The following is a 12665-nucleotide window of genomic DNA, read 5'->3' as shown; positions in this document are numbered from 1 at the left end:
ATTAAATATCGACATAATTGTAAGTTAAACATTTACCCTCATTGTATTGTTGTTGAAACAACTTGATCTTATTATGCCCGAACTTCCTGAAGTTGAAACTACCAAAACCAGCATGTTACCTTTATTGGAACAGCGCGTCCAAACCGTCAAAGTCTGGAATGCCAGTTTACGTTGGGCGATACCTGATGATATTGATAAACTTGTTGGTCAACGCCTAAAGCGCCTTTCACGTCGTTCTAAGTATATTTTGGCTGAGTTTGAACATGATCAAATGCTTTGGCATCTGGGTATGTCTGGAAGTTTTCGGCTGTGCCAGCCCAGTGATGAACTGAGGAAACACGATCATCTGGTGATTGATTTTGAAGATTATCAGCTCCGCTATCATGACCCACGGCGCTTCGGCTGTATACTTTGGCTTGATCAAAATCATCAAACTAAGCTAATTGATACACTTGGCCCCGAGCCGTTAAGTGATGATTTTAATTCGTCATATCTTTTAGAAAAACTAAGTAAAAAAAATGTCGGCATTAAAATTGCTTTAATGGATAATCATATCGTGGTCGGTGTAGGCAATATTTATGCGACTGAAAGCCTATTTAATATCGGCGTTCATCCAGCACAACCTGCGTCAACCTTAACCAAAGTTCAAGTGGAAAAGTTGGTGATTGAAGTCAAACGAATCTTGCAACAAGCCATTGATTTAGGTGGTTCGACTTTACGTGACTATAGCAATGCGATGGGTGAAAATGGTTATTTTCAACAAACCCTTTTGGCATATGGTCGAGCTGGCGAGATGTGTGTTAACTGTGAGACGACCTTAGAGAACCTAAAACTGGGACAGCGTGCAAGTGTTTTTTGCCCACAATGCCAACCATTGAAACTGAAAAAAGCATAGTTTTTTAAAGGAGAACAGCGCATGAAAACTGCTATTGTTCGACATATCTTAGTCAAAGATAAAGACATGGCTGAACAGTTGAAAAAACGTATCCATTCTGGTGCTGATTTTTCAAAAATTGCGAAGCAATATTCAACCTGTAATTCAGCCAAACGTGGTGGCGAGTTAGGCGAAGTCAAAAAAGGACAGCTTGTTCCTGTTATAGATAAACTGGTTTTCAGTGCTGCTGAACGCGTCTTACATGGTCCGATTAAAAGTCAGTTTGGTTTCCACTTGATCGAAATCAAATTTAGAATGTGAGTCAATAACCAAACCTAAAAACACACAGGCTTGTATAATGCTTTAATCTCGGCTAACCGAAAGAACAATTGCAGTAGTATCGCCATAAGCAATCGATTCAAAGCAAGTTTAAAGAACGTGTAAAAGTTGGCACCAGAATCTATAAAAAATGGCAACTTATAAAATATCAGTTGCCACTCATTCAACTATTTAACTTCGTTCAATTTATACATACTGGCAGATTGTAAAGAAGAAATAGTTAGTACACACCTGCTTTGGTGCTGGTGCTGGTGCTGGTGTTGGTGTTGGTGTTGGTGTTGGTGTTGGTGTTGGTGTTGAAGATGTTAAACCATCAACTGCTGCACTCAAGTTCAGACGTGGAAAACGTTGATTCGTACGATGATCGGTCACCAATGTTCCTGTATTCTTCAAACGGTTTACAATGTCATCTAAGCTAGCATTTGGTAAGGCATTATTGGCAAGCAACACAGCAACTGCGCCCGCAACATGTGGAGCTGCCATGGATGTACCACTTTGGGTATACCCCCCTGCCGTAATCGGTGCTCCTGGTGCTAATAAGGTTAAGTTTGATGCACTATTACTGAAGCAAGTCACTTTATCCATATAGGTCGATTGATCTGAGCAATTTTGATAACCCCGCCCTCCAACATTCGCATCATAAACAGCACCAACACTGACTGCACCAGCTGTACATGCTGGATATGAGATACCATTGGTATAAGCATCATTACCAGAAGCAACTACAGGGATTACGCCCACATTACGTAATTTTTGGAATGAATTAGTCAACGATGAAGAAGTACAAGTTGATGAATATCTTGTTGAATTACCCAAACTCAAGTTAGCCGACTTGATATTGAGAGTTTCCGCTTGATTCGTCACCCAGTTTAAAGCTGAAATAATGTCGCTATCATAGGCACTTGCACCACGAAATACATCAAGAGCAACAATTTTAGCCTCAGATGCAACACCAGCAACAATTGAAGATACATTTGAACCATGACCATTGTCATCCAATGAGTTATCTTCTGGTGCAAAATCAAGTGCATAGCTGACTCGACAACTAGCTGGCGTGCCAGGTGCAGTACAACTTCCTAGATCGGGATGTCTATAATTTGCACCTGTATCTAAAACTGCAACTGTTGTACCCGCACCTGTAAAGCCTTTACTTTTGGCTACAGGTTGACCAATTTGGTTTAAACTCTGTGACAATGTGGCTTTGGATACACGGTTCGGATAGACTGCTTTGACATTTGGATTATTTAATAAATTCACCAACGCATTACGATTTTGTATACGATAAAAACTAATAGGTAAGGCATTGTAATCACGCAACAACTGAACACCCGAGTTTTGTTGTGCAAATTGATTAGATATCATTTGTTTTTGTTGTTGGAAATACTTCCTTAACTGTGCCGCAGTCAAATTTTGGTCTGCATCGTTATAATATTCAATAATCAGGTCATTCGATGCATTTTGTAATAATGCATTGATGTCAATTTTACCCTGTTGAATTTTTTGTTTAGCAGCATTACTCAATTGCGCATTTGCAGCCTGCGGTGAAATTTGCGCTTGTGCATTACTAGCCCCAAAGGATAAACCCATGCATAGCGCTAACAGAATTTTTTTGTAAATCATAAAAATTTTCCTTTTTTTTTGCTTGTTTTAACAAATTATGTTGATCAATTTGGTTCAATAATTTGGTTGCCTATATCGGTTTCTGGATCAATCGGTTGAATGCTCATATCACTTTTAGTATCAACCAATTCATTGTCACCCGAAGTACTAGTGGCAGCCTGTTCAACATTAGAAGCTAACTGAGTTGGATGACTTGCGAAGGCATTGTGATCGTTTGGAGCACTTTGTGATGTTGTATTTGTTGGATACATATTGACCGAAACTGACGTTTCGTTAGTTGGTTTAAAATAAACAACCAGTGCAATCACCAAACCAAACACAATGACAATACTTAAGATAACTTTCATCTTATTATTCATAGCTCTGTTCACTTCTATTTATTTGCTTGAATTAAATTGCGTTTACAATCCGCACACAATCAATAGTTAAAAATTAAACAGCGACTGCCATTTATTGTCTAGATATGACATAAATTATTAATGTGAATGCCCTCACAAAAGATTTTCTTTCTTTGATTTAAATGCTCAAAGTTACAAAAAAATTTATTTTTAAATTTGAAATGTTATAACGTAAAAAAACATCCCATTTTTCTTAGAAAAATTTTTATATTATGTAGATCAGCAAACTAGATGATTTTTCAAGTATATTGGCGCACTATCAACCACATACAAACAACTATTATTCGACATATTTTAGTCCAAGATAAAGATATGGCTAAGCAATTGAAAAAACGCATTCATTCGGGTGCGGATTTTTCAAAAATTACCAAATAATAAATACTCAACCTGCAATTCTGCAAAGCGTGGCGGTGAGCTCGGCGAAGTAAGAAGAGGACAGTTGTTGCTGTGATCGATAAACTCGTTTTTACTGCTGCGGAACCTATTTTACTTGGACCCATTAAAAGCCAATTTGGTTTTCACTTTGTTGAAATTAAATTTCGTATGGATGGTTTAAGATAATCAAAATTGGGTTTAAATTTAAGCGCCCAGAAACTGAAATGATTTTTCATTGGGCGTAGACTGAAATGATTTTCAGTCTTGCGCTTTCATCACATACGTCCATGCCAGCATTTTTTCACCCGAAATTAAATGTACTTCGGTCTGTACTCTCTGATATTGCATCCCTTCAAAATCATCCAGCATTTGCCAATTTTCTTGTAATTTTTCAGTACTAAATAAATAGCCTTCTACCAACTCATCTTTCTCGTTTAGTACGATTGCTGGTAAGCCTTTATCAGGCCCCCAATCCAAAATATGTACTGAGCCCCTTACAAAGGCTTGTTGCCAGTCTCCACCAATTTCCCCGAGAATATGCGCATTTTCTCGATTTGGACATAATGTACCGTAGACGAACAATCGATTCATTTTTTGTCTCTCCCCCCTCAAATGTGTATAGCATCTTAAAATGAAGCTGGCTATTTTTCTAGATGCATAAACGACCATGAAATGTTTATTGCCTTCTGAACAATCAGCCATAAAAAACGGCATCTTAAATGCCGTTTTTTTGTTTAAGGCTAATTTAACCCTGCTTTTTTAGTTCATCACGAATTTCACGTAACAATTGAACATCTTCCGGTGTTGGAGCTGGCTCTGCTGGTGCAGCTTCTTCTTGTTTGCGTAAACGGTTCATCACCTTCACTAATAAGAAAACTACCCATGCCAAGATTAAGAAATTAATCAGAATCGTTAAAAAATTACCATAAGATAGTACAGTGAGCCCCGCTTCTTGAGCCTGAACCAAGGTCGTAATATTTTCTGATTCGCCACGTAATACAATAAATTTATTACTGAAATTGACTTCGCCACCAATCACAAAGTTAATGATTGGCATTAAAATATCTTTCACTAATGAGTCAATGATTTTACCAAAAGCCCCACCGATGATCACACCAATGGCGAGATCCATCACGTTACCTTTTACTGCAAATTCTTTAAATTCTTGAATAATACTCATCTATAACTCTCCAGAGTTGAATTTTGTCGCGTTCTGTTTTTGCATTGTTTATTACACAGAGGAAGCGACTAGCCATATAGTTGATAATTTAATATTTTTTCAAAAAAATGAAAGTCATTTCACACTTTAACAACATATTTTATTTTTAATAAAAAGATGAATTTCAGGACGATATCGGTTTTCTTTCATCCAATAAAAAACCGCTAAATAAATTTAGCGGTTTTTTCATTTTTTCACTTAAGAAAAATTATTTACCACGGTTACGCTTACGTTCATTTTCAGTTAAGTAACGCTTACGAATACGAATCGACTTAGGCGTTACTTCAACTAATTCATCATCTTCAATGAATTCAAGCGCTTGTTCAAGCGTATATTCCATTGCAGGTGTTAACGTTAACGCTTCATCTGTACCAGATGCACGTACGTTAGTTAACTGTTTTGCTTTAGTTGGGTTAACCACCATATCATCAGAACGAGAGTTAATACCGATGATCATACCTTCATAAACTTCTAACTGTGGTTTAGCAAATAAACGACCACGATCTTGAAGTGTAAATAGTGCATAACCCAAGCAAGTTCCTTGAACCATCGAGATCAACACACCATTTTGACGTTTCGCAACAGTACCTTGTTTTGCAGGGCCATAATGCGAGAAGCTAGATGTCATGATACCCGTACCAGAAGTCATGGTCAGGAATTCAGAACGGAAACCAATTAAGCCACGTGAAGGTACAGTTGCTTCAATACGGATACGACCTTTGCCGTCAACTTCCATATTGGTCATTTCGCCTTTACGGAAGCCCATTTGCTCCATTACAGAACCTTGGTGCTGTTCTTCAACGTCAAATGTCACGTTTTCAAATGGCTCTTGTTTTTCACCATCGATTTCTTTCATGATGACTTGTGGACGTGAAACGCCCATTTCAAAGCCTTCACGACGCATATTTTCAATCAATACAGAAAGATGAAGCTCACCACGACCAGATACTTTGAAACGATCTGGGCTGTCAGTATCTTCTACACGAAGTGCTACGTTGTGAATCAACTCACGGTCAAGACGTTCACGAATATTACGTGAAGTTACAAATTTACCTTCTTTACCCGCAAACGGTGAGTTGTTTACTTGGAATGTCATCGAAACAGTCGGCTCATCGACAGACAATGGCGGTAAAGCTTCAACATTTTTCGGATCACAAATAGTGTCAGAAATGTTTAAAGCATCAATACCTGTAATACAAATAATATCACCAGCAGAAGCATCTTCTACATCAACACGCTCTAAACCGTGATAACCCATGATCTTTAAGATACGACCATTACGCGTCTTACCTTCTTTATCGATCACAGTCACTTGCGTGTTTAATTTTACTGAACCACGTTGAATACGACCAACACCAATTACACCCACGAAACTATTATAGTCAAGTGATGAAATTTGCATTTGGAATGGACCATCAGCATCAACTTTCGGTGGTTCTACGATGTCTACAATCGTTTCAAATAATGGTGTCATGTCATCTGCAAGTTCTTCAGGCGCAGGACCTGCAACACCACGTAAACCAGATGCATAAACAATTGGGAAATCCAACTGCTCATCAGTTGCGCCAAGGTTATCAAATAAATCAAATACTTGATCAATAACCCAGTCACAACGTGCACTTGGCTTGTCCACTTTGTTGATGATTACGATTGGTTTCAAACCACGCGCAAAGGCTTTTTGTGTCACAAAACGAGTTTGCGGCATTGGACCTTCTTGAGCATCAACTAAAAGTAATACGCAATCGACCATCGACAAAACACGCTCTACTTCACCACCGAAATCGGCGTGTCCTGGGGTGTCGACGATGTTAATACGATACTCAGTGTTTGTACGGGCATCTAACCATTTGATTGCAGTATTTTTTGCAAGAATGGTAATACCACGTTCAGACTCAAGCGCGTTAGAATCCATAACACGTTCAATCTCGCCTGCGCGATCACCAAGAGCACCTGATTGTTGTAAAAGTTTGTCTACAAGAGTCGTTTTACCATGATCGACGTGCGCAATAATGGCAATGTTACGGAGAGTTTTAATATCTGACATGTATAATTCAATACGCTTTAAATTTGAGGGCAAATTATACAGAAAAATATTACGATTTAGTAGTGACAGTTTATTGACAGACAACTTTTTTTCTGACGAATTGCAATCGAATCGTTGGTAAAATAGTCCAACTCTATTAGAATATTCCACTAATGCTTATCGCTTTTTTATGCTCCCATGTCGAAACCCCTACCTCAGCAACAGCTCGATCTTGTTTACGGGCTGAATGATCGCCCGAAACCTTTTGTTGCATTTTTAGCCGCTTTGCAACATCTTTTAGCCATTTTAGTCCCGATTATTACTCCCGGATTACTGATCTGTCTCGCACTTGGCGTCTCTCGTGAAGACACCAATATGATTTTATCAATGTCTCTTATCATTTCAGGCATTGCAACTTTTCTACAATGTAAAAAAGTGGGGCCTTTTGGTGCGGGATTATTAATTGTTCAAGGTACAAGTTTTAATTTTATTGGTCCAATCATTGGGATTGGTAGTGCTATGGTAGCTGCGGGCACGCCTGTTGAACAAGTCATGGCTGCCATTTTCGGGGTTGTGATTGCAGGTTCATTTATTGAAATGGGCGTTTCACGCATTTTACCTTGGGTCAAAAAACTAATTACACCCTTGGTCACAGGTATCGTGGTGCTACTGATTGGTTTGACTCTGATCAAAGAAGGCTTGATTAGCATGGGCGGTGGTTATACCGCGATGCAGAATCAAACATTCGCCAATGCTGATAATTTAATCATGTCATGTACCGTCCTTGGCATCATTATTTTGCTGAATCGTATTCGTATTATTTGGGTGAAAAGTTCAGCAATTTTAATTGCCTTAATTATTGGTTATATTCTTGCTGGATTTATGGGACATTTAGATTTTTCTGCATTAAGTGAAGCCCCTCTTGTACAAATTCCCACTCCGATGCATTTCGGTTTAAGCTTTTCTTGGAGCTTATTCATTCCAATGGCATTTATCTATTTAGTCACTTCACTTGAAGCAATTGGTGATGTCACTGCAACCAGTAAAATTTCAAATCAACCTGTTGATGGTCCGATTTGGATGCAACGAATTAAAGGTGGCGTACTGGTCAATGGTGCAAATTCGTTCTTAGCAGGTATCTTCAACACTTTCCCAAGTTCAGTCTTTGCACAGAATAATGGGGTTATTCAGCTTACTGGTGTTGCCAGTCGATATGTCGGTCTTTGGATTGCTGTACTACTGGTTATTTTAGGCTTATTCCCTGCTGTTTCGGCTGTGATCCAAGCAGTCCCTCAAGCCGTTTTAGGCGGCGCTGTGATGGTCATGTTCGGTGCTGTGGCGGCTTCTGGTATTAATATCCTGTCAGGGATTCATTTGGATCGTCGTGCATTATTGATCATTTCGATTTCTCTAGCATTAGGTCTAGGGGTTGCACAAGTTCCACAGATTCTTGAACACTTACCTGAATTATTTAAAAACATTTTTAGCTCTGGTGTCGCAACAGGCGGTATTGCCGCTTTGATTTTAAATATTGTTTTACCTGAAACGCATAAATAATCATCCAACCTCGACACTTACCCAGTTTCACGACTGGGTTTTGTTTTGATGAGAGATCAATATGGATCCACGTAGTGAAGTCGTCTTACGTCAACAAGATTATTTAAATGGGCATATCTTATTGATTAATGCCCCGAATGATCAACTCGCCAAAGAACTACCCAGCCAAACACAGGCCTCTGTATGGACTTGGAACTTTGCTGATCATCAAGGCTTTTTAAATGCTGGAATTTCATCACATTTCTCAGTTGAATTCCCCCAAACAGCATTTGAACAAGTCATTATTTTTGTGCCTAAATCAAAGGAATTGTTGAACTATATTTTGCATGTGGTGGTGAGCCATTTACAGCAAGGTCAGCACGTTTTTCTCGTTGGTGAGAAAAAAGGTGGTGTTGAACGTGCAGCAAAACAATTACAACAGTATGGCCAAACACAGAAATTGGACAGTGCACGTCACTGTCAACTTTGGCACATGAAAATTGAAAAAACTGAACAATTGAAACCGCTAGATCACTGGTTAAAAGCCTATACCGTACAAGTGAATCAAGATCGTTTAGAAGTTTGCGCGCTGCCTGGTGTGTTTAGCCAAGATCATTTGGATATTGGAACGGCCGTATTAGTCCCTTACCTCGATCAAGTAAAATCAGGTAAGATTGCCGACTTTGGCTGCGGTGCTGGGATTATTAGTGCGTATTTGGCCAAACTAAATCCACAGCATCAAATTTTTGCGCTTGATATTGATGCATTTGCATTGCGATCAACTGAGATGACTTTTCAACGAAATGGGCTGAATTTAGATCAGTTACATCTTCAACCTGTAACCGGTTTTGGTGATGCACCCAAAGATTTGGCTGCGATTGTTAGCAATCCACCTTTTCATCAGGGAATTCATACCGATTACGATGCCAGTGAAACACTATGCAAGCTTGCAAAATCACACCTAAAACGTTCAGGTGAATTGTGGATCGTCGCAAATCGTTTTTTGAATTATCAGCCGCTTATTGAACAAAGCTTTGGTCAATGTGTCATCAAAACTGACCAACAAGGGTTCAAGGTGCTGTATGCCAATGCGAAATATAAAGTTTAAGGAATTTTTATGAGCGAGACATCTGCTCCCCAACACCTTCAGCGTAAGCTCGGCGCTCGCCACCTCAATATGATTGCCATTGGTGGATCAATTGGTACTGGCTTATTTCTTGCTTCTGGCTCTACCATTGCAAATGCTGGACCTGGCGGTGCATTACTGGCTTATGCCTTGATTGGTCTGATGATTTATTTTTTGATGACCAGTTTAGGCGAGTTGGCTACCCACACCCCAACATCGGGTGCTTTCTTTACTTATGGTAGTCGCTATGTTGAGCATGGCTTTGGCTTCGCCTTAGGTTGGAATTATTGGTATAACTGGGCGATTACCGTTGCATTTGAATTAGTCGCTGTACAATTCATCATGAAATTTTGGTTCCCAGATATTCCAGGCTTTTACTGGAGTGCGATTTTCCTTACGATTATTTTCGGGATCAACTCATTAACCGTCAAAGGCTTTGGTGAGAGCGAGTTCTGGTTCTCGATGATCAAAGTCGTTGCTATCATTGTCTTTATCATCATTGGTATTGCCATGATTGTTAAAATCATGCTCACGCCAAACGTTGCCGCTTTTTCCAACTGGACCTATCAGGATGCTCCTTTTGTGGGAGGGCTTCAAGCCATGATTGGCGTGGCGATGATTGCAGGATTCTCCTTCCAAGGTACTGAAATGGTTGGGGTTGCGGCCGGTGAATCAAAAGATCCTAAGAAAACGATTCCTTTGGCAATCAAACAAATTTTTTGGCGTATCCTATTATTCTACATTCTGTGTATTTTCATTATCGGCACACTGATCAGCTACAATGACCCTCTCCTGTTAAAAGCAGCGGAGAGCGAGAATATTGCACTGTCACCGTTTACCTTGCTTTATGAAAAAGCTGGCTTTGCATTTGCAGCAAGTTTAATGAATGCGGTTATTCTCAGTGCAATTTTGTCTGCGGGTAACTCAGGCATGTATTCTTCGACTCGTATGTTATGGAATATGGCGCGTGAAGGTCGTGCACCAAAGTTATTCTCCAAACTCGATCGTCGTGGCGTACCCATGAATGCGTTATATGCCACAACAGCTGTTGCTGCATTGTGTTTTTTGACTACTTTTATTGGTGAAAAACAAGTCTTCAACTGGTTGCTCAATATGTCTGGTATGTGTGGATTTATTGTCTGGTTAGGGATTGCGATTTCACACTATCGTTTTCGCAAGGGATATATTTTACAGGGCTATAAGCTAGAAGACCTCGCCTATCGCGCCAAGTTCTTTCCATTTGCGCCGTGGTTTGCATTTATTCTTTGCTCAATCATCATCCTCGGTCAAAATTATGAAGCTGTTCTGGGTGGAAAAATTGATTGGCTTGGAATTTTGTCTACCTATATCAGTATTCCCCTATTTTTGGCAATCTGGCTTGGCTATAAGTGGAAACATAAAAGCAAGTTAATCGCTTATAAAGATATGAATGTGAAAGCAGGTGAATAAATCATTGATTTATACTTGACTGAACACCAAATATGAGTAGAATCTCTGCTCATATTTTCAACGGCACTATTATATAGGAGGACGACATATGCCATTACAACTAGGAAACACATTGTAAGATTTGGCACTGTCACCTCACGGACAAGTGGCACATCTTCATGATCACTTGTCCGAATGTCTATTTAAACCTAGCATTCGCTAGGTTTTTTTATGCCTATTCGGACAAACATTTAAATTGACCGAGATAAAAAAATGGGCATACAAAAAATACTGAATGCTGATGCTCTATATGGCGTTCCAGTGAAAATCTTCACCGACGACATTGATAGTGAAAGCATTGACCAACTCAAAAAAATGGCACAACTGCAATTTGTGTATTCACATATTGCCGTCATGCCAGATGTACATGTCGGTAAGGGCGCAACTGTTGGTAGTGTCATTCCCACACAACACGCCATTATTCCTGCGGCAGTCGGGGTGGATATTGGCTGCGGTATGAATGCGATTCGACTCAACTTGAAAGCATCTCAACTTCCAGACAATCTTGCCCCCTTACGACATGCGATTGAACGAAAAGTTCCTGTGGGTTTTGAACTGCATAAACAGGTCAAAGCCAAAGCGTCTAGTATTATTCCCCTAGAAAAACGCTTACAACCTATTATCAAAAAGCATCCAGGCTTGGTGCGGATGTTAAGAAAGTTTGACTCGACATGGCAGAAACAACTCGGTACGTTGGGTGGAGGTAATCACTTTATTGAACTGTGCTTAGATGAAAATCAGGACGTCTGGGTAATGTTACATTCTGGAAGCCGAGGTTTAGGTAATGTGATTGGCACATACTTTATTGAACTGGCTAAGAAAGAAGCGCAACATCGTTTTGGTCATGTTCCAGACAAAGATTTAAGTTACTTTGCCGAAGGTTCGAACAGCTTTGATGACTATGTAGAAGCTGTTCAATGGGCGCAAGAATACGCTTATGAAAATCGTCGCGAAATGATGCGGTTAATTCTAGAAGCGATCCGTCCGCTTCTACCACCCTTTCAAATGACAAAGGAAGCGATTAATTGCCACCATAACTACGTCAGTCGGGAAAATCACTTTGGTGAAGATCTATTCATTACTCGAAAAGGTGCAATTCGAGCAGGTTTAGATGAATTAGGCATTATTCCTGGTTCAATGGGAGCACGCTCTTATATTGTCAAAGGCAAAGCCAATCCCGAATCCTTCTGTTCATGTTCCCATGGCGCTGGACGAAAAATGAGTCGCAATAAAGCGAAGTTACTATTTAGTCAAGATGACCTTATTCAACAAACCCAAGGCATTGAATGCCGTAAAGATGCGGGAGTGATTGATGAAATCCCAAGCGCATATAAAGATATTGATCAAGTAATGGCAAACCAATCAGAACTGATCGAAATCGTGCATACACTTAAACAAATTCTATGTATCAAAGGATAACCAAATGAAATTAAAAGAGATGCCAAAAATCAAAGTTCGCAATCCAGTGGCTTTATCCCCTTTGCTTAAAAAGGGAGGGATTCACGAAACAGAAAAGCCACGCGCGCAACATCGTCGTGATCGTCAACAAGCGAAGCAACAGTTGAATAAAGGTGTTTGGTAAATACAATCTTTGAGCAAATAACTCAAACTTAGGAGAAATAAAATGAATATTTATAACGTACTAAAAATCAAAAAAGCGACTCATT

At 39.6% G+C, this 12665-nt stretch carries 12 protein-coding genes and 1 pseudogene; 8 read left to right on the top strand and 5 right to left on the bottom strand.

Going from position 1 to position 12665, the window contains the following annotated elements; genetic code table 11:
• Window positions 1–73: 73 nt before the first annotated feature.
• Entirely contained in the window at window positions 74–895 is an 822-nt protein-coding gene (gene mutM / locus EXE30_RS09435; RefSeq protein ID WP_130162163.1) for a bifunctional DNA-formamidopyrimidine glycosylase/DNA-(apurinic or apyrimidinic site) lyase, read from the top strand.
• A gap of 21 nt (window positions 896–916) precedes the next feature.
• On the top strand, window positions 917–1195 hold the full coding sequence (locus EXE30_RS09430) for a peptidylprolyl isomerase (protein ID WP_004669452.1): 279 nt from the start codon (window positions 917–919) through the stop codon (window positions 1193–1195).
• A 204-nt stretch (window positions 1196–1399) separates the two neighbouring features.
• Here the strand turns inward: EXE30_RS09430 and EXE30_RS09425 are convergent, their stop codons facing one another.
• Together EXE30_RS09425 and EXE30_RS09420 are read right to left on the bottom strand one after the other, a co-directional pair.
• Window positions 1400–2833: a S8 family peptidase gene (locus EXE30_RS09425; RefSeq protein WP_130162162.1), complete on the bottom strand. Its 1434-nt coding sequence runs from the start codon at window positions 2831–2833 to the stop codon at window positions 1400–1402.
• A 44-nt stretch (window positions 2834–2877) separates the two neighbouring features.
• Window positions 2878–3180: a hypothetical protein gene (locus EXE30_RS09420; protein WP_228256117.1), complete on the bottom strand. Its 303-nt coding sequence runs from the start codon at window positions 3178–3180 to the stop codon at window positions 2878–2880.
• Window positions 3181–3498: 318 nt separating this feature from the next.
• Between EXE30_RS09420 and EXE30_RS09415 the strand changes: the two are divergent.
• Window positions 3499–3792: pseudogene (locus EXE30_RS09415) on the top strand (peptidylprolyl isomerase).
• Window positions 3793–3864: 72 nt separating this feature from the next.
• Here EXE30_RS09415 and EXE30_RS09410 read toward each other — a convergent pair.
• The 3 genes from EXE30_RS09410 to typA form a co-directional block, all read right to left on the bottom strand.
• Entirely contained in the window at window positions 3865–4197 is a 333-nt protein-coding gene (locus tag EXE30_RS09410) for a gamma-glutamylcyclotransferase family protein (RefSeq protein ID WP_130162160.1), read from the bottom strand.
• 154 nt (window positions 4198–4351) lie between these two features.
• Complete coding sequence (gene mscL, locus EXE30_RS09405; RefSeq protein ID WP_004669460.1) at window positions 4352–4786, bottom strand: large conductance mechanosensitive channel protein MscL; 435 nt, start codon at window positions 4784–4786, stop codon at window positions 4352–4354.
• A gap of 247 nt (window positions 4787–5033) precedes the next feature.
• Window positions 5034–6869, bottom strand: a complete 1836-nt coding sequence (gene typA / locus EXE30_RS09400; RefSeq protein WP_130162159.1) for a translational GTPase TypA — start codon at window positions 6867–6869, stop codon at window positions 5034–5036.
• A gap of 177 nt (window positions 6870–7046) precedes the next feature.
• On the opposite strand from typA, the gene EXE30_RS09395 reads away from it, so the two are divergent.
• The 5 genes from EXE30_RS09395 to EXE30_RS15895 all read left to right on the top strand — a co-directional run bounded on the left by EXE30_RS09395 (window position 7047) and on the right by EXE30_RS15895 (window position 12580).
• On the top strand, window positions 7047–8405 hold the full coding sequence (locus tag EXE30_RS09395; RefSeq protein WP_130162158.1) for a uracil-xanthine permease family protein: 1359 nt from the start codon (window positions 7047–7049) through the stop codon (window positions 8403–8405).
• 61 nt (window positions 8406–8466) lie between these two features.
• Complete coding sequence (locus EXE30_RS09390; protein WP_130162157.1) at window positions 8467–9492, top strand: methyltransferase; 1026 nt, start codon at window positions 8467–8469, stop codon at window positions 9490–9492.
• A gap of 9 nt (window positions 9493–9501) precedes the next feature.
• Window positions 9502–10959 (top strand): amino acid permease, encoded by a 1458-nt coding sequence (locus EXE30_RS09385; protein ID WP_130162156.1) that lies wholly within the window; start codon window positions 9502–9504, stop codon window positions 10957–10959.
• Between the two features lie 252 nt (window positions 10960–11211).
• The gene (locus tag EXE30_RS09380) at window positions 11212–12417 is read left to right on the top strand and encodes an RtcB family protein (RefSeq protein ID WP_130162155.1); all 1206 of its coding nucleotides are present in this window, start codon (window positions 11212–11214) and stop codon (window positions 12415–12417) included.
• A gap of 4 nt (window positions 12418–12421) precedes the next feature.
• Window positions 12422–12580 carry a hypothetical protein gene (locus EXE30_RS15895; protein ID WP_004669472.1) on the top strand — a complete coding sequence of 53 codons (159 nt, stop codon included), beginning with the start codon at window positions 12422–12424 and terminating at the stop codon, window positions 12578–12580.
• Window positions 12581–12665: the final 85 nt, after the last annotated feature.

Source organism: Acinetobacter halotolerans, from assembly GCF_004208515.1.
Classification (GTDB): domain Bacteria; phylum Pseudomonadota; class Gammaproteobacteria; order Pseudomonadales; family Moraxellaceae; genus Acinetobacter; species Acinetobacter halotolerans.
The sequence above is the reverse complement of the archived record's forward strand: the minus strand, read 5'-3'. Positions and strand labels throughout refer to the sequence as shown.

What these genes read in the sequence shown, in the direction of transcription:
- mutM (WP_130162163.1), top strand. Translation starts at nt 74, where the DNA reads ATGCCCGAACTTCCTGAAGTTGAAACTACCAAAACCAGCATGTTACCT.
- EXE30_RS09390 (WP_130162157.1), top strand. Translation starts at nt 8,467, where the DNA reads ATGGATCCACGTAGTGAAGTCGTCTTACGTCAACAAGATTATTTAAAT.
- typA (WP_130162159.1), bottom strand. Translation starts at nt 6,869, where the DNA reads ATGTCAGATATTAAAACTCTCCGTAACATTGCCATTATTGCGCACGTC.
- EXE30_RS15895 (WP_004669472.1), top strand. Translation starts at nt 12,422, where the DNA reads ATGAAATTAAAAGAGATGCCAAAAATCAAAGTTCGCAATCCAGTGGCT.
- EXE30_RS09420 (WP_228256117.1), bottom strand. Translation starts at nt 3,180, where the DNA reads ATGAAAGTTATCTTAAGTATTGTCATTGTGTTTGGTTTGGTGATTGCA.
- EXE30_RS09380 (WP_130162155.1), top strand. Translation starts at nt 11,212, where the DNA reads ATGGGCATACAAAAAATACTGAATGCTGATGCTCTATATGGCGTTCCA.
- mscL (WP_004669460.1), bottom strand. Translation starts at nt 4,786, where the DNA reads ATGAGTATTATTCAAGAATTTAAAGAATTTGCAGTAAAAGGTAACGTG.
- EXE30_RS09385 (WP_130162156.1), top strand. Translation starts at nt 9,502, where the DNA reads ATGAGCGAGACATCTGCTCCCCAACACCTTCAGCGTAAGCTCGGCGCT.
- EXE30_RS09430 (WP_004669452.1), top strand. Translation starts at nt 917, where the DNA reads ATGAAAACTGCTATTGTTCGACATATCTTAGTCAAAGATAAAGACATG.
- EXE30_RS09395 (WP_130162158.1), top strand. Translation starts at nt 7,047, where the DNA reads ATGTCGAAACCCCTACCTCAGCAACAGCTCGATCTTGTTTACGGGCTG.
- EXE30_RS09425 (WP_130162162.1), bottom strand. Translation starts at nt 2,833, where the DNA reads ATGATTTACAAAAAAATTCTGTTAGCGCTATGCATGGGTTTATCCTTT.
- EXE30_RS09410 (WP_130162160.1), bottom strand. Translation starts at nt 4,197, where the DNA reads ATGAATCGATTGTTCGTCTACGGTACATTATGTCCAAATCGAGAAAAT.